Annotated in this window: 20 protein-coding genes; 5 read left to right on the top strand and 15 right to left on the bottom strand. The window is 67.8% G+C overall.

Going from position 1 to position 24,878, the window contains the following annotated elements; all coding sequences use genetic code 11:
• Positions 1-107: 107 nt before the first annotated feature.
• The 10 genes from Q9Q79_RS02210 to Q9Q79_RS02165 form a co-directional block, all read right to left on the bottom strand.
• Positions 108-1,757, bottom strand: coding sequence for a M28 family metallopeptidase (locus tag Q9Q79_RS02210; RefSeq protein ID WP_024957113.1), 1,650 nt, complete (start codon positions 1,755-1,757; stop codon positions 108-110).
• 381 nt (positions 1,758-2,138) lie between these two features.
• Positions 2,139-3,785: a CsgG/HfaB family protein gene (locus Q9Q79_RS02205; protein WP_201862331.1), complete on the bottom strand. Its 1,647-nt coding sequence runs from the start codon at positions 3,783-3,785 to the stop codon at positions 2,139-2,141.
• 16 nt (positions 3,786-3,801) lie between these two features.
• Entirely contained in the window at positions 3,802-4,479 is a 678-nt protein-coding gene (locus Q9Q79_RS02200) for a hypothetical protein (RefSeq protein WP_012479008.1), read from the bottom strand.
• Positions 4,480-4,576: 97 nt separating this feature from the next.
• A complete protein-coding gene (locus Q9Q79_RS02195; protein ID WP_201862333.1) occupies positions 4,577-5,677 on the bottom strand; it encodes a hypothetical protein in 1,101 nt (366 codons plus the stop codon).
• Entirely contained in the window at positions 5,668-6,864 is a 1,197-nt protein-coding gene (locus Q9Q79_RS02190) for a hypothetical protein (RefSeq protein ID WP_005407891.1), read from the bottom strand. The genes Q9Q79_RS02195 and Q9Q79_RS02190 overlap by 10 nt, the downstream gene beginning before the upstream one ends.
• Positions 6,865-6,971: 107 nt before the next feature.
• Positions 6,972-8,234 (bottom strand): sigma-70 family RNA polymerase sigma factor, encoded by a 1,263-nt coding sequence (locus tag Q9Q79_RS02185; protein ID WP_005407890.1) that lies wholly within the window; start codon positions 8,232-8,234, stop codon positions 6,972-6,974.
• 45 nt (positions 8,235-8,279) lie between these two features.
• A complete protein-coding gene (locus Q9Q79_RS02180) occupies positions 8,280-8,636 on the bottom strand; it encodes a DUF1428 domain-containing protein (RefSeq protein ID WP_201862335.1) in 357 nt (118 codons plus the stop codon).
• Between the two features lie 24 nt (positions 8,637-8,660).
• Entirely contained in the window at positions 8,661-9,071 is a 411-nt protein-coding gene (locus tag Q9Q79_RS02175; RefSeq protein WP_005407888.1) for a VOC family protein, read from the bottom strand.
• Between the two features lie 34 nt (positions 9,072-9,105).
• Positions 9,106-9,528 (bottom strand): VOC family protein, encoded by a 423-nt coding sequence (locus tag Q9Q79_RS02170; RefSeq protein ID WP_005407887.1) that lies wholly within the window; start codon positions 9,526-9,528, stop codon positions 9,106-9,108.
• Between the two features lie 67 nt (positions 9,529-9,595).
• Positions 9,596-10,009: a YciI family protein gene (locus Q9Q79_RS02165; protein WP_060379961.1), complete on the bottom strand. Its 414-nt coding sequence runs from the start codon at positions 10,007-10,009 to the stop codon at positions 9,596-9,598.
• A gap of 742 nt (positions 10,010-10,751) precedes the next feature.
• Between Q9Q79_RS02165 and Q9Q79_RS02160 the strand changes: the two genes are divergently transcribed.
• Positions 10,752-11,159, top strand: a complete 408-nt coding sequence (locus tag Q9Q79_RS02160; RefSeq protein WP_053442461.1) for a YciI family protein — start codon at positions 10,752-10,754, stop codon at positions 11,157-11,159.
• On the opposite strand, the gene Q9Q79_RS02155 is transcribed toward Q9Q79_RS02160, so the two are convergent.
• Complete coding sequence (locus Q9Q79_RS02155) at positions 11,137-13,218, bottom strand: NHL repeat-containing protein (RefSeq protein WP_043033944.1); 2,082 nt, start codon at positions 13,216-13,218, stop codon at positions 11,137-11,139. The two genes, Q9Q79_RS02160 and Q9Q79_RS02155, sit on opposite strands and share 23 nt — an antisense overlap.
• A gap of 165 nt (positions 13,219-13,383) precedes the next feature.
• On the opposite strand from Q9Q79_RS02155, the gene Q9Q79_RS02150 reads away from it, so the two are divergent.
• On the top strand, positions 13,384-14,904 hold the full coding sequence (locus tag Q9Q79_RS02150; protein ID WP_109338020.1) for a hypothetical protein: 1,521 nt from the start codon (positions 13,384-13,386) through the stop codon (positions 14,902-14,904).
• A gap of 48 nt (positions 14,905-14,952) precedes the next feature.
• Here the strand turns inward: Q9Q79_RS02150 and Q9Q79_RS02145 are convergent, their stop codons facing one another.
• Complete coding sequence (locus Q9Q79_RS02145; protein ID WP_012479002.1) at positions 14,953-15,729, bottom strand: lytic transglycosylase domain-containing protein; 777 nt, start codon at positions 15,727-15,729, stop codon at positions 14,953-14,955.
• Positions 15,730-15,960: 231 nt separating this feature from the next.
• A complete protein-coding gene (gene cycA / locus Q9Q79_RS02140) occupies positions 15,961-17,334 on the bottom strand; it encodes a D-serine/D-alanine/glycine transporter (protein ID WP_005412098.1) in 1,374 nt (457 codons plus the stop codon).
• Between the two features lie 230 nt (positions 17,335-17,564).
• On the opposite strand from cycA, the gene Q9Q79_RS02135 reads away from it, so the two are divergent.
• Positions 17,565-19,181 carry an EAL domain-containing protein gene (locus tag Q9Q79_RS02135; protein ID WP_049395143.1) on the top strand — a complete coding sequence of 539 codons (1,617 nt, stop codon included), beginning with the start codon at positions 17,565-17,567 and terminating at the stop codon, positions 19,179-19,181.
• Positions 19,182-19,502: 321 nt separating this feature from the next.
• On the opposite strand, the gene Q9Q79_RS02130 is transcribed toward Q9Q79_RS02135, so the two are convergent.
• A complete protein-coding gene (locus Q9Q79_RS02130; RefSeq protein WP_060380814.1) occupies positions 19,503-20,687 on the bottom strand; it encodes an MFS transporter in 1,185 nt (394 codons plus the stop codon).
• On the bottom strand, positions 20,684-21,862 hold the full coding sequence (locus tag Q9Q79_RS02125) for a serine hydrolase domain-containing protein (RefSeq protein ID WP_201862337.1): 1,179 nt from the start codon (positions 21,860-21,862) through the stop codon (positions 20,684-20,686). Before Q9Q79_RS02125 ends, Q9Q79_RS02130 begins: the two co-directional genes overlap by 4 nt.
• 228 nt (positions 21,863-22,090) lie before the next feature.
• Here Q9Q79_RS02125 and Q9Q79_RS02120 point away from each other — a divergent pair, with 228 nt between their 5' ends.
• Positions 22,091-22,990 (top strand): LysR family transcriptional regulator, encoded by a 900-nt coding sequence (locus tag Q9Q79_RS02120; RefSeq protein ID WP_049459182.1) that lies wholly within the window; start codon positions 22,091-22,093, stop codon positions 22,988-22,990.
• A 225-nt stretch (positions 22,991-23,215) separates the two neighbouring features.
• Positions 23,216-24,823 (top strand): ATP-binding cassette domain-containing protein, encoded by a 1,608-nt coding sequence (locus tag Q9Q79_RS02115; RefSeq protein ID WP_012478998.1) that lies wholly within the window; start codon positions 23,216-23,218, stop codon positions 24,821-24,823.
• The last annotated feature ends 55 nt before the right edge of the window (positions 24,824-24,878 follow it).

Below are 24,878 nucleotides of genomic sequence, written 5' to 3'. Positions count from 1 at the left end.
TAGTGCCGGCCGCTGGCCGGCTCCCCACTTTCTCCGCATGCATCACAGGGATGCCGGCCAGCGCCCGGCACTGCCCGGGAGGCGCCGGGCGAACCCGGCGCATGCCCTTACTTGCGCTGGTCGGCGCTGGCGTCACGCACGGCACGGAACGATTCGTCCTTGCTCCAGTTCGGCCAGCTGCGCGTGTTGGCCAGCTGGTTGCCCAGCGTGTACAGCACTTCCAGGTCGCGGGCGGCACCGGCAAACACCCAGTCCGGCTGCCATTCGTCGCCCTGCTGGTGGTAGCGCTTGGCGGTGTAGTCCTCGGAGGCCTTCTTGCCTGCGGCCACCCCGCCGTCCACCCAGTCCTGGCCGGCCGACCACGACAGCGCCGGCACGCCACGCTTGGCGAACGGGAAGTGATCGGAGCGGAAGAACAGGCCGGCTTCCGGCTTCGGGTCCGGCGTGTAGCGGATATCCCAGCCCTTGGCCACGTCCTTCAGCTGGTCCAGCAGCTCGAAACGCGCGGCACCGTAGATGCCGAAGTCACGCGACGGCCCGAACGGCGCCATGCCGTCCATGTTGATCACCGCCACGGTCTTTTCCAGCGGATACAGCGGATGGGTGGCGTAGTACTCCGAACCCAGCAGGCCCTTTTCCTCGGCGGTGACCGCCAGGAACAGCACTGACCTCTCCGGACGCTTGGCCTTGGCGAAGCCACGGGCCAGTTCGATCAGCGAGGCGGTGCCACTGGCGTTGTCCAGTGCGCCATTGAAGATGCGGTCGCCACGTGCGTCGGGCTCGCCCACGCCGATGTGGTCCCAGTGCGCGCTGTAGACGATGGTCTCGTCCGGGTGGCGGCTGCCTTCCAGGCGTGCGGCCACGTTGTGCGAGGTGATCACTTCGGTCTTCACCGCATACTTCGCGTCCAGGCTGGCGCCGGTCAGCGGCACCGGGGTGAAGTCGCGCTGCTGCGCCTTCTTCTTCAGCGCCTCGAAGTCCTGCCCGGCCGAGCGGAACAGCTCCACGGCCAGGTCGCGCTGGATCCAGCCTTCCAGCAGCGGGTGGCTGTCGGCCGGGTTGTCGCGCACCACGTCGAACATGGTGTTGGTGTTGGAGCCGGCCACGGTGGCCCAGCCATACGACGCCGGTGCGGTCTCGTGCACGATCAGCACGCCCAGCGCACCCTGGCGGGCGCCTTCTTCGTACTTGTAGGTCCAACGGCCGTAGTAGGTCATGCCCTTGCCGTCGAAGTCACCCTGGCCGGTCTCGAAGTCCGGGTCGTTGATCAGCACGACAGCGATCTTGCCCTTCAGGTCCACGCCCTTGAAGTCGTCCCAGTTGCGCTCCGGGGCCTTCACGCCGTAACCGAGGAACACCAGCGGGGCCTTGCTGATGTCGACGTTGCTGGCGCCGTTCATGGCGGCGCGCACGGCAATCTGCTTGCCCTGTTCCAGCGGCAGGGTCTTGCCGCCCTGGTGCAATGCCAACTGCGGCGCGCCGACGATGTCGCCCTTGCGCAGCGGCACGGCCTGGGTCCACAGGCGCTTGCCGTCCTTGAGGTCACCGCCCGGCTGCAGGCCGGCGTCGGCGAACTGCTTGCTGAGGAAGGCGATGGTCTTTTCTTCGCCGGCGGTGGCCGGGGAGCGGCCTTCGTAGGCGTCGGAGGCCAGTTCCTTGACGTCGGCGGAGATCCGCGCGCCATCGAATTTCGGGGTGGCCGCCATCAGTGCGCTCGACACCGACAGGGCCAGCAGGCCCAGTACTACTCGTTTCATTGCTCTCTCCAGCAGGAAATCCTTCTGGAGTGTAATGGGATTCGGCAGGGCTGCGCCCTGCACCTGCCGAAACAACGGCAACAGCCGAAGCAACAGCAAAAGCTGGTTTCCTGAGGGTAGGCGGGGTGGGTCCGGTTGCGGGGGACGCTGCAAGTACATCCATGTAAGCTCGGTCGCCGCATCCATGCGGCTCACGCCCCCGCAACCGGACCCACCCCGCCTTCGACAGGTTCCCGCTGCTGTTGGTAGGTGTCGACCTTGGTCGACACATCGCTGTTGGTAGGTGTCGACCTTGGTCGACGCGGACGGAAACACGAAGGGGTCAGATCCCTTTCCCGGCGGGAAAGGGCTCTGACCCCATCGGTGTGTTGCTTGAGCCTGTTACCAGTTCGGGTCTTCGGCCGGCGCGGCAGCGGGCTTGGGCTTCGGCTTGGCGGCCGGGCGTGCGGCAGCTGCGGGAGCGGCCGAGGCAGTCGCACCTGCGGCGGCGGCGGCCGGCTTGCTGTCCAGCTTCTGGCGCAGTTCGATCTGGCCCGGGCGGAAACCGCCGCGCATCGCGTCGACGCCGTCTTCGATGGTGCCGTACGAGGTCTGTGCGGCCACGCGGTCGATGCGGATGGTGCAGCACGGGTGTTCGCTGCGGCCCAGCGAGCGGCCGGTCTGCGGGTCCTTCAGTTCTTCGCCCAGGCGCACGGCCTGCCAGCGCTGGCCGGCCTGCACGGTGTCACCGCCCTGGCTCAGCACCACCTGGTCACCGTCCACCGAGACCACCGACACCGGAAACAGCGTGGTGACGATGCTGGTGCCGATCTGGCCCGACAGCGATTCCATCATCGCCGCGGCCATGTTGCGGCCGTTGACCACGCGCGGCAGGGTGCTGGGGCCGGTCGAGGCCAGCTGGTGGTCGAAGCTGTCGGACATCACCACCTGGCCGGTGGTGGCGTTGATCAGGCGCAGGGTGATGCGGCCGCCACCGGAGTACGAGGTCACTTGGCGGTCGGACATGCGCAGGTTGCGCACGCTGCGCGGGTACTCGAAGCGTTCGATGGTCGGTATCAGGATCAGATCGGTCGCCAGCTGCTGGCCCACGCGCGCGGTGTCCTGCAGGCGCACGTTGCCGCTGTTGATGTGGTCGATCTCGGCCTGCAGTTCGTCGCCGAACTCGCGGTCCAGCACGATGAAGCGCTGGGTCTGGGTCAGCGTGTCGGACAGGCGCGCACGGATCGCGTCGGCCACTTCATCGGCATCCACGCGGCCATCGCCTACGGCGTAGCTGCCGGCCTTGGTGCGCGGCAGTGCAACCACGATCTTCGGCTTGCCCTGCTCGTCCGGTGCGCGGTACTGGGCGATCTGTGCACGCACGCGCACCTTCCAGTAGCTGCGCATGCTGCGGTGGGTCACGTCGGAATCGAACGAGCTTGCACCACGCTTGGCATCGACGCTGACCTTCTCGTCGTAGCTTTCCCTGACGCTGGCCGAGGCCGAACCGCTCTTGGCCGAGGCTTCGCCGGACGCAGTGGCCGACGCCGAGCCCTTGAAGCTCCAGCCTTCATCGCTGGCGCGCACGCGGGCGATGGTTTCCTCGTCCAGCTGCCGCACTTCATCCTGCGACAGGATTTCATAGCCCAGCACCGCGCCCTGCGAGCCGGCGATCATCTGCTGGGTGAACGCGTCGGCGCGGATATCGCCGACGTGTTCGCCATCCACATCCACATGCAGGCCTGCACGCAGGCCCTGCATCTGGCTGGCCACGCGTACGCCGTTGACCTGCGCCACGGCCGACTGCAGCGCCGCCAGCACCGCCAGTTCCGGGGTGCTGCCGATGCCGTCGGCTTCGCGCGCGACCTGGGTGGTGCCGCCGAAATCCGGCGTGCCACGCAGGGGCGCTGCTTCCACTGGCGCATTGCTGGCCAGTGCACTGGTTGCCTTGTCCTTGGCGGGCGCGGCGGCCGGGGTGTCCTGCTTGCCGCAGGCTGCAAGCAGCGCGGCGGCCAGGCCCAGGCCGATCAAACGGGTTGTCATACGCATGGAGATTCGCCTCGGATCAGATCGAGTCGAGCATCGAGTCGGCGTTGGACGGCACCTTCACCTTGCTCTTCCTGGCGAAGGTCACGGCCGACTTGGTCGAACCGTACAGGCCCTGGATGAAGCCCGGCGATTCCTTGGCCACCCATGCGCCCGCTGCCAGCTTGCGGCCAACGGTGGCCAGCTGGGTCGCGCCCAGGTTCTTCATGCCGGCGGTGAAGCTGCTGGCTTCGCCGCCCAGCTTCTGTGCTTCGGCTGCCGACGCCAGCAGCGAGACCAGGCCTTCGGCGTAGTGCTGCTTGGATTCAGCGTTCAGTTCCGGCTGAGCGGCCTGGCGCTCGTTGATCGCGGCCTGCGCAGCTTCGCTGACCGACACCGACTTCTTCATCGCATCGACGCTGACCGAACCCGACGACAGTGCCTGGCGCTCGGCTTCCAGCAGCTGCACCTGCTCGGCCAGGCCGAAGGCGCGGGCGAACGACGTCTGGGCCTGCAGCGAGTGCGACTGCGAGCTGACGAAACGACGCACCAGCGCTTCCTGCGCGGCTTCATCCGGAGCGGCGGCGCTGGAGGCGCTGCTGCTGGAGGTGCCGGTGGCGGCACCGGCCAGGTCCTTCAGCTTGCCCAGGCCCGCGTGGGCCGGCATCGACAGGGTGGCGGCAGCGATGGCCACGACAAGAGCGGTATTGCGGATCATATGAGTGTCCTTTGGGAGAGACGGCCGCGGAGCGGCACGTGGGAATCGGTAACCCCAGCGCGATGCCAAGCGAGCTCGGCACCCACCGGGTGGCGGATCAGCGGACTGCCTTGACGTTCAGTTCGTTGATCATCTGCTGGGCGGCCTTCTCGGCAGCCAGCTGCAGGGCATTGGTACGGGCCACGGTTTCATTCGGGCCGGTGCCGGAGAACTGCACCGGGCCCACCGACGACACGGTGCGCGGGAAACGGCCGGTCACGTCCAGCACCTTGCCGGTGACCGTGACGAACACGCGGGTGTTGCCGCTGGCCGGATCGCGGTCGCGCATGCCGACGTCGAGGGTACCGACGGCGATGTAGGGGATGTTGGCCGCACGGATGCCGTTGGCGGTATCGCGCAGGGTGGCGGCAGACAGGTCGTTGCCGGTGCTGAAGTCCTTGCGGATGCGCTCGATGCTCAGCAGGCCGCGCGATTCGCCTTCCACGTACTCGGCTTCAACCACTTCGTAGCCGGCGGCGCTGAAGGCACCGGTCATCGCGGTGTTCACTTCAGCGGCGTTGGCCACCTTCCAGCTGATGTTGTCGCTGCGCTGGGTGGTACTGCCACCGCTGGTGACCGACACCGAACCGTTCTGGTTGATGCTGCCGTTGGTGCTGACCGAGTTGCCGCGGAAGCTGTCGCCTTCACGGGTGTTCTCGCTGTAGCTGCTGCTGGCGTCGACGCGGCGGTATTCCTTGTCCTGGAACGACTGCACGGTGTCCTGCGAGCGTGCCATGAACAGGAAGGTCAGCAGCGAACGCTGCGCGGCGGTGGCACCGGCCACGGCCGAACCTGCGTCCAGCTTGGTCTGCAGCAGCGTGGTGTTGATCTCGGCGCGGACAGTGACGGTGTAGGTCTTGGCCTTCTTGTCTTCGGTGTCCGACAGCGGCACGGCACTGAGCACATAACGGTCGATCTCGCCGATGAACTCGGCGCGGCGGGCTTCGAACAGGCGCAGCTTGGCCGCACCGGTTTCAGCGATGTACGCCTCCAGTGCATTGACCTTGGCCTTGTTCAGGGCCTGGGTGCGGGTGTCGGCGCTCAGGCGCAGGCCGTAGCTCGCCGAACCGGTACCGCGCGAACTCGCGGTCTGCGCGGCGACCGGCGAGGCCACCACCAGCGCGATGAGGATGAGCAGGATGGTACGCATCAACGACATGACTTGATCAACTCCTGGAGGGCTTGGGTCTGCTGCTGCAACGGGCGTCCGCCCGGCTTCTGTTCGTCCAGCCATGCGCGCGAATCGGCACGCTTGGCGGCGGCGCCGGCGAAGGCATCGAAGCCGGCCAGCAGGGTTTCGTAGCTGGCCGACCACTGGTCGACCTGCCACTGCGTGACCGGCACCACCTTGGTGGCGCCCTTGCGCAGCGGCTGTTCGAAATAGACCTTGCCGGAGAACGGTTCGGTCACTTTGGCGGTGAAGAATGCGCCGAACAGCATCGTCTTCATCGCCGGGGTTTCATTGATGACGCCATTCTTCAGCGCATCGACCTGCACAGTGATGACGTAGTCCGGCTCGGGGATCTTCAGCTGGTAGACCTTGCCGTCGGCAAAGCGGGCGGCCATCGCACCACCGATCGCCTGGCCCGAGGCCGGCGGCAGCAGGCCGACGCCGGTATTGGACGACAGCGTCTTGGACAGTTCATGGGCCAGCGTGGCGCGCAGCGGGGTTTCCCACTTCGGGTCGGGCAGCTTGGCGCGGACCGCGTCGGACAGGGTTACGCCACCGACCTGCAGGCGACGCACGGCGGCATCGGGCAGCTTGGCCTGGGCGAGACTGGCGGCCAGCACCTGCGACAGGCTGGTATCGGCGCTGCCGTACAGCAGATCGGCGACGATCGCGTCGATATCGTCGTTGTCCGGCCGATAGTCCTGCACGTCGATGCGCTGCAGGGTCAGCGGATAGGACGCGATCACCTGGCGCTCGCGGAAATCGAAGAACAGTGCCTGCAGGGCCACTTCCACCAGCACTTTGTACTGGTTGCCGATCGGCTCGACCGAGACCAGTTCGCGGTCCAGTGCGGCGGCCAGCACCGTCGCGCTGGTGGTGCCGTCGAGCATCGCCACCGGCTGGTCGATCAGCTCCAGGTTCGCCGGCGGCCGGCGCTTGAGCGCCTGCGCCAGGGTCTGGTTCAGCGGGATCAGGCCGCGGTTTTCCAGCACGGCATGCGCATGCGGCGTGGTCGCCTGCACGGCAGCGGCATCCGCGGTATAGGCAAAACCGGCCCAGTAGGCCTGCTGCGATTTGTCAGCCGCCTGCGCGGCCATCGGCCACACGGCCAGGCACAGGGCACAGGCAAGCAGGCGCGCAAAAGCGCGCGATGCGCTCTTCGTCCTTGAATACATCCAACCGCTCCTCGGTCAATACGCACGGAATGCGGACGCTGATGCGTCCGCTGGGCGCGAAACATAGCCGCTCAGGCGCCTGCCGACAAGTGCTGCGTTCGTCGCAGTCACTCCTGGGGCGGCAGTCCGGCCCGTTGGCGCAGCAGGCCCCGCTCCGCCTGGTTCTGGCTGAGTCTGGCGGCTTCGGCAAAAGCATGACGTGCGTCGAGGTCGCGCCCCAGCGCCTGTAGTATCTCCGCGCGGACGACCTCCAGCGGGGCATAGTCGCGCAGACGTGCATCCACCAGCAGTGGCTGCAGTTGTGCCCACGCAGCGAACGCGCCCTCGCTGCGCAGCACCGCCACGACCCGATTCAAAGCGACAACCGGCGAAGGCATCACCCGCAGCAACTGGGTATAGAGCGAAGCGATACGTGGCCAGTCGGTGGCTTCAGCCCGACGTGCCGCCGCATGGCAGGCGGCGATGCGCGCCTGCAGTACATAGGGATCATCAGCACCACCGGCGGCCAGCGCGCGGGCCAGCACCTGCTGCCCGCGTTCGATCTGCAGCCAGTCCCAGCGCGCGCGGTTCTGCTGGTCCAGCAGCACCGGCGCGCCCTGCGCGTCGGTCCGTGCCGCAGCACGCGATGCCTGCAGTTCCATCAGTGCCAGCAGGCCCAGCACCGGCGGCACCGGCAGCCGGTGCGCCAGGATGCGTGCGAGCCGCAGTGCCTCCTCGCACAGCGCCGGACGCATCCAGTCATCGCCGGCGCTGGCCGCGTAACCTTCATTGAAGACCAGGTAGATCGCCTCCAGCACCGAAGCCAGTCGCTCGGGCATCGCGTCCGCGCGCGGCACCTCATAGGGCACCTGCTTCTGCGCCAAGGTGCGCTTGGCGCGCACGATGCGCTGGGCGATGGTCGGCTCGGGCTGCAGGAACGCACGTGCGATCTCGACGGTGGTCAGGCCACCGAGCAGGCGCAGGGTCAGTGCCACCCGCGCATCGGCCGGCAGCACCGGATGGCAGGCCACGAACATCAACCGCAGCAGATCGTCACCCAGGTCATCCTCCAGCGCCTGGCTGTCATCCGGTGCCGGCAGCGCCGCTGGGTGCAGTTCCTCGCCCCACTGCGCATGCTGCTGCGCCACCCGCTGGTGTTGGCGCAGCACATCGATGGCACGGTTGCGCGCAGTGGTCATCAGCCAGGCTCCGGGGTTGTCCGGGATGCCCTGTTCCGGCCAGCGCTCCAGCGCGGCCAGCCAGGTGTCCTGGGCCAGCTCCTCGGCACGGCCGACATCGCCCCCGAGCAGCCGCGCCAGGCGCGCGATCAACACCGGCGATTCCATCCGCCAGAGGGTTTCCAGACGCTGCGTCAGTGCGGGATCGGGCATGCGCCGATCACAGCACGCACGCCCGGCCCGCACAAGCGCCGCAGCTCACGCTTCAACAATCGGCTTGAAGCCGCCCCAGAACATGCGCCTGGTATCGAACGGCATGTCCTTCGGGCCCAGCGACGCCAGCCGCGGGTCGGCCATTACCCTGGCGTTGATGCGGTCGCGCGCCGCGCGCGAACGGAACACCACGAAGGCGACGATCACCGTTTCGCCGGACTTTGCCTTGACCGCACGCGGGAACGAGGTGCTCTTGCCCGGTTCCACATCGTCAGCCACGCATTCCATGTACTGCAGCGCGCCATGGTCCTTCCACACCGCACCGGCCTTGCGGGCAAGGCGGCGGTAGGCCGCCACCTTGTCCTGTGGGCACGGCAGCACGTAAGCATCCACGTAAGCCATGAGGGTTCTCCCTTGCGGCGGCCGTCAGCCCGGCTCGCCGTCCATGTGTGCGATTTCCCAGAGATGGCCATCCAGGTCCTGGAAGCCGCGCTGGTACATGAAGCCGTAGTCGCGCGCCGGCTGCGGTTCGCTGGCACCTGCAGCCAGTGCCTTGTCCACCAACTCGTCAACTGCCTTGCGACTGGGGGCCGAGAGCGCATTGATCACTTCCGTGTGAGTGTGTGCATCGGCAATCGGCTTGTTGGTGAACTGCTGGAAGAAAGGTTGGGTCAGCAGCATCACGTAGATGCTCTCGCTGATGACCATGCCAGCCGCATCGTCATTGGTGTAGGTGGGATTGAAGCTGTAGCCCAACGCGGTGAAGAACGCCTTCGACTTCCCCAGGTCCTGCACGGGCAGGTTGACGAAGATCATCTGCGGTTGTGGTGCGCTCATCGGTGAAGCTCCTTGTGGATGACAAAAAGGGGGATCAGGGCTGCTTCATGCAGTTGACCATCCACGGCTTGCCGTAGCGGTCGATCAGCATGCCCCAGCGGTGGGCCCAGAACGTTTCGGCAATCGGCATCTGCACCTGGCCACCCTCGGCCAGTGCAGCGAACACGCGTTCGGCTTCTTCGATGCTGTCGACGTCGACATTGATGGTGGTCGAGCCACCCTCGCCGCCGCCGGGACCGTCGGCCGCCATCACGATGGCGCTGCCGATCTCCAGCTGGCTGTGCGCGACGTGGTCGAGGGTTTCCGGCGGCATTTCGTTGCAGCCCGGCGAGCCGTCGGAGGGCGGCATGTCGCGGTACTTCATTTCCGAGGTGACCTGGCCACCCAGCGCCTTGGCGTAGAACGCCATCGCCTCATGGGCCTGGCCGCTGAAGCCGAGGAAGGGAATCAGTTTCATGGCAATACTCCGTTGTGCGGTTCAGGGCAGTAGTGCCGGGTCGTGCCCGGCAGGGAGATGAATCGGGTCAATCTTCCAGCTGTGCACGCAGACGCTGTTCCTGCTGCTGTAAGTCGGGGGTGAAGGCTTCACCGAAGTCTTCGGCGGAAATCAGCGGACGCAGCTCCAGCGTGCCGCCACTGTTGAACGGCGCGCGGCTGGCCCATTCAACGGCCTCGTCCAGCGACCGCACCTCCCACAGCCAGAAGCCGGCGATCTGTTCGCTGGCAGGACCGAACGGACCGGCCTCGACCTTGGGTGCCCCGCCGCCGAAATGAATGCGACGGCCGCGCTGGGTGGCGTGCAGGCCTTCACCGGCCAGCATGATGCCGGCGGCCACCAGTTGTTCGTTGAAGGCGCCCATTTCGGACAGTTCCTGTTCGCTGGGCATGCGGCCGGCTTCGGAGTCGGCGTTGGCCTTCACGATCACCATCACTTTCATTGCGGTCTCCCGTGGGGACGCGTGGTGCGTGCCCTTCACTGGGTACAACGAACCAGGGGGCTGGGAATCGACACGTCTGTTGGAAATTTTTTCTTCCGCGGAAAGCGCGCCTTCGGCGAGGGTCGGCGAACGGCGGAGCCCCTCCGTGGTGGGGTTGGGTTGGTCGCTGAAAGCTGGGTTTCTGGCGGTTGGCCGGGTGGGTAGGCGGGTCGGGGGACGCCGTAAACCCGTCCATGGGGGCTTGGCCGCGGCATCCATGCCGCGGACACCCCCGCCCCGCCTACCCACCCGGCCTTGGACAGATCTCTGCAGCTGATCCACCACGGAAAATCACAAACAAGAGCAAAAGCGGGTCGCTTCGCTCGCAAAGCCGAGGCCGAGGCCGCCAGCCAATCGCCGTTGTTTTTGTTTTTGCTTTTGCTTTTGCCTTTTTTCTTGATCTTCCCGTGGTGCGTGCCGGAGGCAGGAAACTGTCCAAGGCCGGGTGGGGAGGCAGGGCAGGGGCGTGAGCCGCATGGATGCGGCGACCGAGCTTACATGGACGTACTTGCAGCGTCCCCTGCCCTGCCTCCCCACCCGGCCAAACCCATGAACCCGAGCTTTCAGCGACCAACCCAACCCCACCACGGAGGGGCTCCGCCGTTCGCCGATCCCCGCCGAAGGCGCCGCCTCCCGCGCTGCAACATGCTCACGCGCAAACCTGCGCGATCATGGACACTCCGCCCCCCGCCAGGACCGTCCCATGCAGCAGTACCTGCTTCTGATCTATATCGAGCCTGCCCTGCTGCAGGCCCTGCCCATCGAAGAATTCAACGCGCTGATGCGCGACTGCCTGGCCCACGCCGACAAGCTGCAGGCCGAAGGCACGCTGCTGGCCGCGCAGAAGCTGCAACCGGTCGACACCGCGCAGACCCTGCGCGTGCGTGATGGCCACAGCCGTGTACTGGATGGCCCGTTCGCCGAAACCCGCGAACTGCTGGCCGGCTTCAACCTGATCGTTGCCCGCGACCGCGACGAAGCCATGCGCATCGCCCGCGACTTCCCCTGGGCGCGCTTCGGCAGCATCGAGGTGCGGCCGCTGGAAGACATGGACGCCGAGCGCGAACGCTGCGGCGCCCCGGCTGCCGCTATGGCAGCAGCCGTACTCTGATCTCGCGCGGGCCGACGCCTTCGTTGCCGCTGTAGTCGCGCACGCTGGCGCGCACGATGTACTCGCCCGGCGGCAGCGCCGCCGGCTGCCAGCGCCCGGTTTCCATCAGGCCATCACGCACGGTGTTGGTAGCCAGGTAACGGAACCGGGTCACCGCACTGCCATGCACCGTGATACCGCTGTCCGGTGCGTAGGCCACGCGCACCGCTTCCTTCTGCGGCGGCATGCGGTTGAACACGATGTTCCAGCGCGGCTGCTCGTAACCCTGCAGCGGCTGTCCGCCGGCATCGAGGATCTGGTAGCCCACCTGGTACATGCCCAGGCGACGACGCGGCAGGTTGTTGTCGACCTGGTCCCAGGCCTCGATCACGATCTGCACGCCGCGGCCCTGGCGCGCCACCATCACCACGCCATCGCTGCCGGCGGCCATCGGCTGGTCGTTGTCATCCAGCAGCGCCACATCGGTGATGCGCGGTGCGAAGTGGTCGGCGTAGTTGTGGAAGCCCAGCGCCACGGCATTGGTCTCGAAACCACCGGTACCCACGGCCAGGTGCACGTGCGCCTGGTTGTTGATGCTGCCCAGGCGGTCGCCGACGTGGATGCGCATGCCGCGGCGCACGCGCATCCGCTCCAGCTTGCCCTGCTCGTCATACAACGCCTGCCAGCGCGCATCGTAGGGCTCATCGCGCGGGGTGCGGCCGACCCGCATGTGGATGTACTTGAGGCGGTCCACCGCCAGGCCCTCGGCCTGCTCACCCAGGTTCCAGGCGGCCACCGGGCTGCTGATCTTGCCCTCGGCAATCGCCAGTACGGTCTGGCCCACATCACCGCGCACGTCGAAACCGCCATGCAGGTGGTGGCGGCTCTCGCCGGTGAAGTTGCCGCGCACCTCACCCAACGTACCGACCACTTCATGCCAACCGTCCTGCGGTGCCAGCGGCCAGCGACCGCCCGTCTCCGGCAACGCCGCATCGGCAGCCGGGCCGACCAGTGCCGGTGCCGGTAGTTCGCCCACCGGCAGCGGGCGCAGGCGATGCAGACGGTAGCTGGCGGCGTCGGCCACCAGCACGCTGCCATCGGCATCCATCGCCAGCCCGCTGGGGCGGGCCAGGCGCGGCAGGCGACCATTGCCAACCAGCGCGATCTGGTGACCCTGCGGCGTCACCTGCACGATGCGGCCATCAAGATCGCCCACGTACAGCACGCCATCGTGGGTGGTGGCCAGCGACAGCGGCCCATTGATCACGCCACCAGCGGCGACCACGGTGCTCACCGTGCCGTCGGCGCCTACGCGGCGCACCGCGTTGTTGAACAGGTCGGCCACCAGCAGCGCGCCCTGCGCATCGAAGGCCAGCGCCACCGGCGTATCGAAGCGCGCAGTGGCGCCCGTGCCATCGGCCAGGCCGGGCCGATCGCCGCCGGCCAGGGTGCGCACGTTGCCATCAGTACCGATCACCCGGATGCGGTCATTGAAGGTATCGGCCACGTAGACCTGGCCCTGCGCATCCACTGCGATGCCCATCGGCGCATCGAAGCGTGCCTGCGCGGCAGGGCCATCGGCGTGGCCCTGTTCACCACCGGCCAGCGTGGTCACCTGGCCATCGATGCCGATGCGGCGGATGGCATGGTTGCCGGTGTCGGCCACATACAGGTTGCCCTGCGCGTCGGCGGCAATGCCCGAAGGCGTATTGAAACTGGCCTGCAGTGCCGGGCCATCAACGCGTCCCTCGCCCTGCCCGGCCACCGTTTCAACGCGGCCATCGGGCAAGCGGCGGCGGATCCGGTTGTTGTCACCGGCATCGGTGAAATAGACGCTGCCATCGGCACTGCGCAGCAACGCGTACGGATCGGCGAAACGTGCCTGCGCGGACGCGCCATCGCGGTCACCCGGGTGGCCATCGCCGGCCAGCGGTTCGATCTGCGCGGTCCACGCCAGCGGCGTTGGAACCGGACCCGCCGGTTCAGCCAGCGTATGCAGCGGTGTCTCCCACCAGGTTGCGGCCAATGCCACTACCGTCGCCAATGCTACGCCTGCCGCCATCCATTGCCACCGTGCCATCGTGCTGCGCTGCCTGCCTGCTGTCTGAAGAGGCACCGACAATAGTCGCTGAACGCACGATCCGCCATGGCCAATCGTGCGGTCAAACGCCAGAGTTCCATCCATCGCGCTTGTTCTCGCTGGCTGCAGCGGGTTCAATGCGGTTCCCACGGATGGAAATCCTCCATGCCCCGCATCCTCCCCGTCGCCGCCCTGCTGTTTGCCGCATTGGCCAGCACATCCGCCACTGCTTCGATCACGGTGGTGCCGCAGAAGCCGGCCGTCACCGCCGATGCGATGCACCAGGCCTATGCCACGCGATGGGATGAAGCCATCCAGCAGTCGCGCAGTGGCAACACGCTGGGCGCACTGATCGCAATGGAACGGCTGATGGAAGATCCGATGCTGGATGATTTCGATGCCGAACACCGCGGCCGCGCCGCGCAGGTGGCCGGCTGGACCGCAATGGTGCAGAAGAAGCCGGATCAGGCCCGCCGCTACCTGCAGCGCGCACAGGAAGCACTGCCGGACGACGCGCAGATCCTGCTGACCCTGGTCTCGGTGGAACTGTCCGAGAACCAACCGGCACCTGCCACGAAGCACCTGGTGCAGGCGCTGAAGCATGCCGACGCGCCGTTGCCGGTGGACCACCACGCGATCAACTACCTGCAGTTCCGCCTGCGGGACCAGCCCCAGCAGCGCATGGAACTGCTGCAGGCGCTGTTCGACAACGGCTGGAAGAGCGGCGGCCTGGAACCCACCGGGCTGTGGCTTGCACTGGCCACGCTGCAGGCCGACAACGGCCGTGGCGACAGGATTCCCGCCACGCTGGCGCGCATCACCGGCCCCGCCGAGATCATCCGCCTGCGCAGTGACAAGCGGTTTGATCGCTATGTCGACCGCGCCGATGCCCGCTTCGATCCGGTGCAGGCTGCACAGAAACACCTCGACGAACTGCGGGTCTCCGGCCTGCTCGACCGGGCGCTGGACGCACGCATGGCCGAGTTCAGCAGTACGCTGCTGATGCTGGACCGCAACGAGGAAGTGCTGGCACTGACCGATGGCATGGCCGGTGCGGCGGCCGAAGGTGAGTCGCCCTCGGCGGCGGAAGCCGAATGGGTGGCATGGCTGCTCAACAGCCGGCTTACGGCGCTGCGCCGGTTGGGCCGTACCGTCGATGCGCTGGCCACAGCCAGGCTGGCCGCACGCATCGGTGCGCTGGGCCCGGATGGTGCCGAGCACCAGTTCAACGTCGGTTTCGTGCTCAGTTCGCTGGGCCGCATGCAGGACGCTGCTGCCGCAGTGAATGACATGCCAGGCCTGGCCGGTTACGGCAAGGCGGCCCAGGCACTGCTGCAGTTCGCTGCCGCCCGCGAACGCGGCGATGCCCAGGCAGTGGAAGCCGCCCGCTCGGTGATCCTTGCCCAGCGCGACGACGCACGCCTGTTCCATCGCGAGATGCTGCTGGACGAAGGCAACCTGGACGGCGCAGCCGCAGTGCTGATCGAACAGCTGCGCTCCCCCACCGACCGTGGCGAGACGCTGGCCTCCCTGCAGGACATGCGCACCTACCCCTCGCTGCCCGGTGACGTGAAGATCGATGCGGCCTGGCGTGCGCTGAAGCAGCGCGCCGACGTGCAGGCCGAGGTGGCACGCGTCGGCCGCATTGAGCGCTACGACCTGGTCAGCGCTTCCACTTCGCGCTGAGCCGATTTTCTGTGGCGCCGAGCGTGGGCTCGGCACTACACCTTCCGCCTAGCGGGCTGGCACCTCGGTACGGATGCCCATCGCTTCGCGGTAGCGTGCATACAGGGCCATCACCTTGTCCACATAGGCCAGGGTTTCGGCGTAGGGCGGCACGCCCTTGTAGCGGGTGACTGCACCGATGCCCGCGTTGTAGGCGGCCGCCGCCAACGGGCGATCGCCGTTGTAGCGGCGCAGCAGCGCGCGCATGTAGCGCGCGCCGCCCTCGATCGACTGCTGCGGCGAGAACGGATCGCGCACGCCATATTCCTGTGCGGTCTCCGGCATCAACTGCATCACGCCCTGTGCGCCCTTGGTCGAGACCGCCAGCGCATCGAAGTTGCTTTCGGCATGGGCAATCGCGCGCAGCCATGCGTCATCGACACCGGTGGCCTTGGCCGCGGCCTTGAACTGCTTGGCGTGCTGCGCCAACTGCGGCTTGCCGACCTTGCCCAGGCCTTCGTGGGCAGGTTCGCCCGGCGGCGTGGCCACTGTGAACTTCAGGAACACCCGCGAGCCGGGCAGGTTGCGGGTGGAGTAGACCAGCGCGCCATCCTGCTCGCGCTCGTACAGCACGCCGCTGAACACGCCCATGTTGCCCCACAGGTTCGGGGTCTGGATGGCGTTGTCGTCGATTTCCTTCGCGGTGCAGCGTGAACCGGGTTCCGGCGCGGTGGCCAGGCTGACGGTGTTGCCCTGCACGCAGCGGTAGACGGTGCGCGCGGCGGCCAGCCCGGGCCACAGGCTGGGCAGCAGCAACAGCGCAAGCAGGAGAGGGTGACGGGGCATGGCGGCCGGATCATCCGGCCGCGCCCGCTAATGTTGGGTGAATGGGGGCCGGCAGGGCTGCGCCCTGCACCCGCGCGGGCACCGGCGCCGGCGCCGGCGGCGGTAGAGTCGGCTGTCAGTCGACTATCGCGCGCAGCGCGGGGTTTTCCGGAAGCCCACGGGAGAGCAGTCGACTAACAGTCGACTCTACCGACGTTCCCGATTTCGGCCTTGCCGCCCCCGCATCCCCGGTCATTTCGCGGTCCTCCGACGCACCCAATACCCCACGCCCAGCAGCACGAACCACACCGGGCTGGCGATCAACGCCTGGCGGGTGTCGGCCTGCAGGCTCAGCAGCACCAGCACGGCGGCGAAGAACACCAGGCAGGCCCAGCACATGGCAACACCGCCGGGCATCTTGAAGATCGATGCGGCATGGCGCTCCGGGTAGCGACGGCGATAGGCCATGTAGGCCACCAGGATCAGCGACCAGACGAAGATGAACAGCACCGTCGCCAGCGTCGTCACCAGGGTGAAGGCGGTTACCAGGTTCGGAATCAGGTAGATCAGCAGCGTGCCACCGAGCAGGCACAGGCACGAGAACAGCAGACCACGGGCGGGCACGGCGGCGCGTGACAACTTCGACAACCCGCGCGGGGCGTGGCCCTCTTCGGCCAGGCCGTACAGCATGCGGCTGGTGGAGAAGATGCCGCTGTTGGCCGAGGACGTGGCCGAGGTCAGCACCACGAAATTGATCAGGCTGGCGGCGGCAGGGATGCCGGCGAGCACGAACAGCTGCACGAACGGGCTCTTGTCCGGCACCACCTGGCGCCAAGGGGTGACGGCCATGATCGCGATCAGCGCCAGCACGTAGAAGATGATGATGCGCACCGGGATCGAGTTGATCGCCTTGGGCAGGTTGCGCTCGGGGTCGGCGGTTTCGGCGGCGGTGGTGCCGACCAGCTCGATGCCGACAAAGGCGAACACCGCAATCTGGAAGCCGGCGAAGAAACCGACCAGGCCCATCGGGAACATGCCGCCGTCGTTCCACAGGTTCGACAGCGACGCCGTGTGGCCGCTGGGCGAGGTGAAGCCCCACGCCACCAGGCCGGCGCCGGTGATGATCAGCGCGCAGATCGCCACGATCTTGATCAGCGCGAACCAGAATTCCATTTCGCCGAACAGCTTCACCGTCACCAGGTTCAGCGACAGCAGCAGCATCACGCACGCCAGCGCCGGCTTCCAAGCGTCAAGCCCGGGGAACCAGAACTGCGCGTAGGCGGCAATGGCGATCACATCGGCGATGGCGGTGACGATCCAGCAGAACCAGTACGTCCATCCACAGAAGAAGCCGGCCCAGGGGCCGAGCAGGTCGGTGGAGAAATCGATGAAGGATTTGTACTGCAGGTTGGACAGCAGCAGCTCGCCCATCGCGCGCATCACGAAGAACAGCATCGCGCCGATGATCAGGTAGACGAAGACGATGGACGGGCCAGCCAGGCTGATGGTCTTGCCTGAGCCCATGAACAGGCCGGTGCCGATGGCACCACCGATGGCGATCAGTTGCAGGTGGCGGTTGGACAGGCTGCGGCGCAGGTGCTCGGGGGGCGTTGCGGGCTCGGTCATGGGCGCGGGCAAAAGGGCGGGCGAAGCGTTCGACGGTAGTCCTCCGCAGGCCGGAGCGCCAGCGTCGGATGGGCCAATCCCGTCAAACTTGGCCGCTTTCATCACAATGTGACCGAATACCGGATTCATCCCATTCCGCCCGGCCCGGCGCCATGCTCAGATAGCCGCACCTGCCCAAGGATCGGCCCGACCATGCGCCCTGCCCCGCCCGCCCCGCTGGAGCCCCGGCCATGAGCCGGCTGCGCGTGATCATCGGCGGCACCGCACTGGCGCTGCTGGCCGCAGCCGTGCCGATCGCGGTGATGGCCTACGCCACCTGGGACCGTGCGGTCAGTGTCGAGCAGCAGCGCCTGCGCGACATCGCCGGCCGCACCCTGCGCCGCGCCGACCAGTCCTACCTGGAAGCGCTGGCCGCGTTGAAGTCCGCCGAGGCCGGCGCCTACGATCCGTGCGGGACGGACCACATCCGGCGCATGCAGACGCTGGTGATGACCTCGCCGTCGGTCGACCAGATGGGCTACTTCGAGGGTGGCAAGCTGCGCTGCACGTCGTGGGGCCCGTTCCTGTCCGACGTCAACCAGCCCAGGTCCGACCACGTCACCAGTGATGGCGCCGGCATCGCCGTGGATGTGCGCCCCGAGGCAAGCGGACGGCGCCAGGTCCTGTCGATCCTGTATGGCAACTACGACGTGCTGGTCGATCCGCGCCGCTTCGTCGATGTCATCGCCGACCCGAACGTGCGCCTTGCCCTGGCCAGCCCGGACGGCCGCCTCCTGGCCAGGCAGGACGGCATGGATCCGGCATTGCTGGAAACCCTGCTGCGCGCGCCCGGTGAGGGCCTGGACCACAACACCCTGTACGCCACCGCGCGCAACGAAGAGTGGCTGGCGATCGCAACCACGCCACGTACCGCGCTTGCCGCGACCTTCCGCCAGCAGGCCTGGCTGTTCGTGCCGATCGGCGTTCTGCTGGCCGCCATCGGTGCCGGCCTGGTGATCTGGCTGTCGCGTCGCCGCCTGTCCCTGCGCGGCGAGCTGGCCACGGCGATCCGCCGCCGCGAGCTGTACCTGCACTATCAACCCATCATCGAACTGGATACCGGCATCTGCGTCGGCGCCGAGGCGCTGGTACGCTGGCAGCGCCCGGATGGCACCCAGGTGCGGCCGGACCTGTTCATTCCGCTGGCCGAAGAGGCCGGCATGATCGCCGCAGTCACCGATCTGGTGATCGAGAACGTGGTGCGCGACATGCGCGAACTGCTGGTGGCCGACCGCAGCGCGCACATTGCGATCAACCTGGCCGCCGAAGACATCAGCAGCGGCCGTGCGCTGAAGATGATCTCCAAGCACATGGCCGGCAGCGGTATCCTGCCGCAGCAGATCTGGATGGAAGCCACCGAGCGCGGCTTCCTCGATCTGGACCGCGCCCGCACGATGCTGGCACAGGCACGTCGGGCCGGGCACAGCGTGGCCATTGATGATTTCGGCGTCGGCTTCTCCAGCCTGCAGTACCTGGAGCAGCTGCCACTGGATGCGCTGAAGATCGACAAGTCGTTCATCGATGCGATCGGCACCGAGAGCGCGACCAGCCCGGTGACGCCGCACATCATCGACATGGCCAAGGAGCTGGGCCTGTGGGTGGTGGCCGAGGGCGTGGAAACCGAGGCACAGCTGGCGTACCTGCATACCCGGAAGGTCGAGTTCGCGCAGGGCTGGCTGTTCTCGCGGCCGCTGCCACGGGATGAGTTCGTGGCGTTCCATCACAAGCGGCAGCAGCGCTATGGCGCGGCGCGGGAGCACATGCAGAATCCGCGCAGCGTGCCGATCGAGCGTGAGGGAGTGGAGTAGGACGGCGAACGGCGGAGCCCCTCGTGGCGGGTCGCGTATTGCTATCCCAGGGTTGGCCGGGACGGTCGGGTTCGCGGGGGGCGCCGTAAACCCGTCCGTGGGGGCTTGGCCGCGGCATCCATGCCGCGGACACCCCCGCGAACCCGACCGTCCCGGCCTCTGACAGGTTCCGGCGGCGTCCCGCCACGGAATCAACGGAAGAAGGCAAAGGCAATGGCAAACGCGGGTCGCTGCGCTCGGTGGATCCACGCCATGCGTGGATGGCGGGGACCACGGTAGTGCCGGCCGCTGGCCGGCACCTCCGTAACGTTTGCTCTGGGCCTACGCCCAGGCCTTCGGCCGTGCCAGCAGCCACGCCACGCTCACCGCCAGCAGCAGCAACGGCAGCCATCCCAACTGGTTCGGGCCGCCCGCCTGCAGCAGCACACCCCCTGCAACGCCTCCGGCGGCGATGGCGAGGTTCCAGCCGGTCACCAGCATCGACTGCGCCAGATCCGCGGCGGCACCCGCGCGCCGTGCCAATGCAGTCTGGAACAACGTAGGCACCGCACCGAAGGCCACGCCCCACAAGATCGTGGCCAGCAGCAGCGCGGTCGCGTCGCCCGGCCACAGCAGCAGCGCCAGCACCGGCACGATGAAGCCGATCACCGCCGCCCACACCAGCGTGCGCAGATGACGGTCCACGCCCCAGCCGGCAATGCCGATGCCGGCGATGGCGGCCACGCCAAAGGCCAGCAGCAGGCGGTCCAGCCACGGGCCGGCGCCGGCCTCCACCGCCAGCGGTTCGATGTAGGTGTAGAGCACGTTGTGCGCCAGCACGTACAGCACCATCACCGCCAACGCACTGCGCACGCCGGGCATGCGCCACACCGTAGCCAACGAGGTACGCTGACCGGCCGCCGCCGCCGGCAACGCGGGCAATGCCCAGCGCGCGTAGGCCAGCAGCACGACCGCCAGCACGCTCATCAGCGCGAATGCCCAGCGCCAGCCGATCTGCTGGCCCAGCAGCGTGCCCGCCGGTACGCCCAGCGACAGCGCCAACGGCGATCCGACCATCGCCACCGCGATTGCCCGGCCCTGCAGCGACGGCACCACCATGCGCGCCGCGTAACCGGCCACCAGCGACCACAGCAGGCCACCACTCACGCCGGCCAGGAAACGCGCGGCCAGGATCAGCGGATAACTGCTGCTCAGTGCGGTCAGCGTGTTGACCACCACGAAGCCGGCAATGGCGGCCAGCAACAAGGGGCGTCGCGGCAGGCGCTGGGTCAGTGCGGTCATCGGCAAGGCGGCCATCACCGAGCCCAGTGCGTACACGCTGACCAGCTGGCCGACCGCCGCATCACTCACGCCGAGGCTGTCGCCCATCGGCCGCAGTACACCGGCCGGCAGGGTCTCGGTCAGCAGGGTGATGAAGCCGCCGCCGGCCAGCGCCAGCAGGCCTGCCCACGGCAGGCGCGTGGCCTCACCGGCCGGGCTGGCCGCGTCGATGGCGTGGCCGCTCATCGCACGGTCTCCAGATCGGCATAGACCGCATCACGCAGTTCGTCGACGAAGGCACCATCCATGCCTTCGTACAGGGTATTGGTCAGTGCCACCACGCTCAGCCCGCGCACAGGATCGACAAACCAGCTGTGCCCGTAGGCACCGCCCCAGCGCCATGTACCTGCGTTCTGCGGCGTACCGGTTGCGGCCGCATCGCGCAGCACCGCAAAGCCCAGGCCGAAGCCCCAGCCGGCCGGTTCCGGCGGTCCCTGCTCGCCGACCTGCGGGCTGGCCATCTCCGCTGCCAGTGCGGACGGCAGGAGGCCTGAACGCTGCACATCACGCAAGGCTTCCAGCACCGCCATCACGTCATCGGCGGTACCGACCAGGCCGGCCCCGGCCGAGGGGAAACGGCTGGCATCGGTGGCGCGCGCGAGGCTGTATTCGATGCCGACCGTACCCTCGAACGGAGCGACCACCTCGCCTTCCTGCAGGCGATGCGGCTGCGGCGCGTCGCTTACATAGGGCGTGGCCAAGCGTGCCGCGTTGCGCGCAGCAAAGGCGGTGTCGCGCAGGCCCAGCGGTGCGGCCAGCAAGCGCTCGTACAGTGCCTGCAGGGTTTCACCCGTCGCTGCTTCGGCAACGGCACCGGCAACGTCCACGCCCAGCGAGTAGAGCCATTGGCTGCCCGGCGCGAACAGCAGTGGCGCCTGCGCGATGCGGCGCACGTTGTCGGCCAGGGAGAGCGGGTTCGCGTCCAGGCCATCGCTGACCCCAGCGCGCGCATACGGGCCGTCGGCATCGGCTTCGAGGAAGCGATAGCCCAACCCGCTACTGTGGCTGAGCAGTTGGCGCAGGCTGATCGGCGGGGTGCTGCCGTCGGCCAGTGCCGGGCGGAAGTCCGGCAGCCAGCGCTGCACCGGCATATCGAGGTCGAGCACGCCCTCTGCTACCAGGCGCAGGATCACCGTGGTCAGCAGCGGCTTGCTGACCGATGCCAGCCGGAACAACTGGTCGCGCTGCATCGGCGTTGCCGTCTCGCGATCGGCCAGCCCGGTCGCGCTGGCGTGGCGCAGCACACCGTGCTCGTGCACCAGCACCACCGCACCGACCAAGCGCTGCGGATGCACCTGCTGCAGCAGCCGCTGCACCGATGGCAGTGTCGGCGTGGGTTCAAGGGAAGGAGCGGCATTCATCGCGGGAATCCGTGGGGAGTGGCCCGCCACGTTAGGCAGCACGGCGCAGCGCAAAAAGCCGGTTGCCGCTCCGGGCATCATGGACCGTGCAGTCCGCAATCGGCATGATGGCCGGAACTGCAAGGCCGCAACGGTCCCCACGCCACCCCGCACCACAGTGTTGCGATGGCGGAGCCGTCCACTACGGCCGCGCCGACCTACCCTGCCGCTTTCATCGCCCACACGCCCATGTCAGTCCTGGACAACCTCGCCAACCTGCAGACCTTCGTGCACGCGGCCGATACCCGCAGCTTCGTCGAGACCGGGCGCCTGCAGGGCATCTCGGCCTCGGCCGCCGGCAAATGCGTTGCCCGGCTGGAACAGGCATTGGGCGTGCGCCTGTTCCACCGCAGCACGCGCAGCATCACCCTCACCGCCGAAGGCCAGCTGTTCCTGGCGCGTTGCCGGCGCATCCTCGACGAGCGCGATGCCGCACGCACCGAGCTGGCACAACCGCACGCCACGCCTCGCGGCACGCTGCGCATCGGCCTGCCACTGGTGGGCGACCTGACCCTGCCGCTGATGGCCGAGTTCATGGCGGCCTATCCCGATATCCGCCTCGACCTCGATTTCAGCGATCGGCTGGTCGACGTCATCGAGGAAGGTTTCGATGCCGTACTGCGCGTCGGCGAGCCCAGCGACTCACGCATGAACGCACGACGCCTGGGTGTGTTTCCACGCCGCATCGTCGCCTCACCCGCCTACCTGCAGCGGCGCGGCACGCCGCGCACACCGGCCGATCTGATGCAGCACACGCTGCTGCACTATCGCTTCCCCAGTACCGGCAAGCTGGAACTGTGGCCGATCCACTGGCCCGACCAGGAAACACCGCAGGAGCTGCCGGTGCACATGGTGGCTAACACCATCGAAGCGCGGGTAGCGCTGGCACTGCGCGATATCGGCCTGGCGTTCGTGCCCGTGCACTCGGTGCGCGATGCACTGGCCGACGGCCGCCTGGTCACCGTTCTGGACGAGCACGTGCACTCCTGCGGCATCTTCCACCTGCTGTGGCCCTCCGGCCGCCACGTGCTTCCGAAGCTGCGGGTGTTCATCGACTTCGTCAGCGCGCGCCTGGAAACCGTGCCGTAGGCGATCGATCCACCCCATGCCCGGCCCACAGTAGATCCACGCCATGCGTGGATGCCTTTGTAGAGTCGCGCCATCAAACCATTCAGCCAGCCCCGCTATACTGGCCGCTCATTCCTCCCAGAGGCTCGCGACCAATGCGCCATTGATGCCGCCGTCTTCCCACCAGACGGCCTGACTCTTCCCGCCCCTGCGCGCAGGGGAGAACCCGGCATCCATGGAGGTCGCATGACCCCGCATTCCCTCACGCTCGATCGCGTGTCGTATCGATTGGCCGACGGCCGCCCGCTGTTTTCCGATCTGACGTTTTCCTTCGAGCCGGTCGCCACCGGCCTGGTCGGTGCCAATGGCGCCGGCAAGAGCGTGCTCGCACGCCTGCTGGCCGGACGGTTGCTGCCCGACACTGGCCAGGTGCGCGGCAGTGGCCGCGTGTTCCTGTTGCCGACGCCCGGCTATCCGCCCGCCGGCACGGTCGGTGAACTGGCCGGCGTCGGCGCGGAACTGGCTGCACTGCAACGCATCGAAGCCGGCAGCGTGGACGAGGCCGACTTCGCCTGCGTCGGCGACCGCTGGGATCTGCGCGAACGCCTGCAGCAGCAATGGCAGGCGCTTCGGCTGCCCGACGATCTCGATCCCGCCCAGCCGGCCGCGCGCCTCAGTGGTGGCCAGGCCATGCAGGTCGCGCTGTCCGGTGCCTGGGCCAGCGGTGCCGATTGGCTGATCCTGGACGAACCCAGCAACCACCTCGATGCACGCCATCGCCAACAGCTGTACGAACGGTTGCAGCAGTGGCGCGGTGGCCTGCTGGTGATCAGTCATGATCGCGAGCTGCTGGCGCACATGCAGCAGATCGTCGAACTCGATGGGCGCGGGCTGCATCGTTACGGCGGACCGTGGCAGCACTATGCCGATGCTCGCGCCGCCGAGCGCGAAGCTGCCGCCGCCCAGCTCGATCATGCGCGCGCCCAGCACCGCCAGCAGCAACGCAGCGCGCGCGAACAGCACGAACGGCAACAACAACGCCAGGCGCGTGGCAACCGCGATGCGAAGCAGGCCAACCAGGCCCCGATCCTGCTCGGCCGGCAGAAGCAGCGCGCCGAGGCCAGCCACGGCCGCGCACAACAGGTGCAGGCCGAACGCCTGCAGGCCAGCGCAGAGCATCTGCGCGCAGCGGCATCGGCGGTGCACGCGGCGCCGGAACTGGCACTGTTCGCCGGTGCGGGTGACCGTGGCAGCATGCGCCTGCTACAGGCCGAGGCGCTGGTGCTGCCACATGGCTGCAGTGCACCGTTGCAGCTGGAGATCCGCCGCGGCCAGCGCATCGCCGTGGTCGGTGACAACGGCAGCGGCAAATCGACCCTGCTGCGTGTGCTGGCCGGCCAGCTGCCTGCACGCAGTGGCGCCGTGCAACGGCATGCGCCACTGGCCCTGCTCGACCAGCAGCTGCTGGGGCTGTCCGGCGAGCGCAGCATCCTCGACACCGTGCAGGCCGCCAACCCGGACGCGGACCCAGGCGAGCTGCGCACGCGGCTGGCCCTGCTCGGGCTGGATGCACAGCGCATCCAGCGGGCAGCCCACAGCCTCAGCGATGGCGAACGCGTGAAAGGTGCGCTGGCCAGCGTGCTGTACGCCGATCCCGCGCCCCAGCTGTTGCTGTTGGACGAACCCGGCAATGCGCTGGACCTGAGCGCATTGCAGGCATTGGAGGAACTGCTTGCGGCGTGGCCGGGCGCGCTGGTGATGGTGAGCCACGACCGGCACCTGCTGCAGGCATTGCGACCGACCCACGTGCTGCAGGTGAGCACCGGGGGCTGGCAGTGGCGCGACAGTCTGTAGAGTCAAGCCATGCTCGACTCCGCCATGCATCCATCCACGCATGACGTATCGACCA

The organism is Stenotrophomonas sp. a6 (assembly GCF_030913325.1).
GTDB lineage: Bacteria > Pseudomonadota > Gammaproteobacteria > Xanthomonadales > Xanthomonadaceae > Stenotrophomonas > Stenotrophomonas maltophilia.
This window is presented reverse-complemented; position numbering and strand designations above follow the sequence as displayed.

What these genes read in the sequence shown, in the direction of transcription:
- Q9Q79_RS02210 (WP_024957113.1), bottom strand. Translation starts at nt 1,757, where the DNA reads ATGAAACGAGTAGTACTGGGCCTGCTGGCCCTGTCGGTGTCGAGCGCA.
- Q9Q79_RS02205 (WP_201862331.1), bottom strand. Translation starts at nt 3,785, where the DNA reads ATGCGTATGACAACCCGTTTGATCGGCCTGGGCCTGGCCGCCGCGCTG.
- Q9Q79_RS02200 (WP_012479008.1), bottom strand. Translation starts at nt 4,479, where the DNA reads ATGATCCGCAATACCGCTCTTGTCGTGGCCATCGCTGCCGCCACCCTG.
- Q9Q79_RS02195 (WP_201862333.1), bottom strand. Translation starts at nt 5,677, where the DNA reads ATGTCGTTGATGCGTACCATCCTGCTCATCCTCATCGCGCTGGTGGTG.
- Q9Q79_RS02190 (WP_005407891.1), bottom strand. Translation starts at nt 6,864, where the DNA reads ATGTATTCAAGGACGAAGAGCGCATCGCGCGCTTTTGCGCGCCTGCTT.
- Q9Q79_RS02185 (WP_005407890.1), bottom strand. Translation starts at nt 8,234, where the DNA reads ATGCCCGATCCCGCACTGACGCAGCGTCTGGAAACCCTCTGGCGGATG.
- Q9Q79_RS02180 (WP_201862335.1), bottom strand. Translation starts at nt 8,636, where the DNA reads ATGGCTTACGTGGATGCTTACGTGCTGCCGTGCCCACAGGACAAGGTG.
- Q9Q79_RS02175 (WP_005407888.1), bottom strand. Translation starts at nt 9,071, where the DNA reads ATGAGCGCACCACAACCGCAGATGATCTTCGTCAACCTGCCCGTGCAG.
- Q9Q79_RS02170 (WP_005407887.1), bottom strand. Translation starts at nt 9,528, where the DNA reads ATGAAACTGATTCCCTTCCTCGGCTTCAGCGGCCAGGCCCATGAGGCG.
- Q9Q79_RS02165 (WP_060379961.1), bottom strand. Translation starts at nt 10,009, where the DNA reads ATGAAAGTGATGGTGATCGTGAAGGCCAACGCCGACTCCGAAGCCGGC.
- Q9Q79_RS02160 (WP_053442461.1), top strand. Translation starts at nt 10,752, where the DNA reads ATGCAGCAGTACCTGCTTCTGATCTATATCGAGCCTGCCCTGCTGCAG.
- Q9Q79_RS02155 (WP_043033944.1), bottom strand. Translation starts at nt 13,218, where the DNA reads ATGGCACGGTGGCAATGGATGGCGGCAGGCGTAGCATTGGCGACGGTA.
- Q9Q79_RS02150 (WP_109338020.1), top strand. Translation starts at nt 13,384, where the DNA reads ATGCCCCGCATCCTCCCCGTCGCCGCCCTGCTGTTTGCCGCATTGGCC.
- Q9Q79_RS02145 (WP_012479002.1), bottom strand. Translation starts at nt 15,729, where the DNA reads ATGCCCCGTCACCCTCTCCTGCTTGCGCTGTTGCTGCTGCCCAGCCTG.
- cycA (WP_005412098.1), bottom strand. Translation starts at nt 17,334, where the DNA reads ATGACCGAGCCCGCAACGCCCCCCGAGCACCTGCGCCGCAGCCTGTCC.
- Q9Q79_RS02135 (WP_049395143.1), top strand. Translation starts at nt 17,565, where the DNA reads ATGAGCCGGCTGCGCGTGATCATCGGCGGCACCGCACTGGCGCTGCTG.
- Q9Q79_RS02130 (WP_060380814.1), bottom strand. Translation starts at nt 20,687, where the DNA reads ATGAGCGGCCACGCCATCGACGCGGCCAGCCCGGCCGGTGAGGCCACG.
- Q9Q79_RS02125 (WP_201862337.1), bottom strand. Translation starts at nt 21,862, where the DNA reads ATGAATGCCGCTCCTTCCCTTGAACCCACGCCGACACTGCCATCGGTG.
- Q9Q79_RS02120 (WP_049459182.1), top strand. Translation starts at nt 22,091, where the DNA reads ATGTCAGTCCTGGACAACCTCGCCAACCTGCAGACCTTCGTGCACGCG.
- Q9Q79_RS02115 (WP_012478998.1), top strand. Translation starts at nt 23,216, where the DNA reads ATGACCCCGCATTCCCTCACGCTCGATCGCGTGTCGTATCGATTGGCC.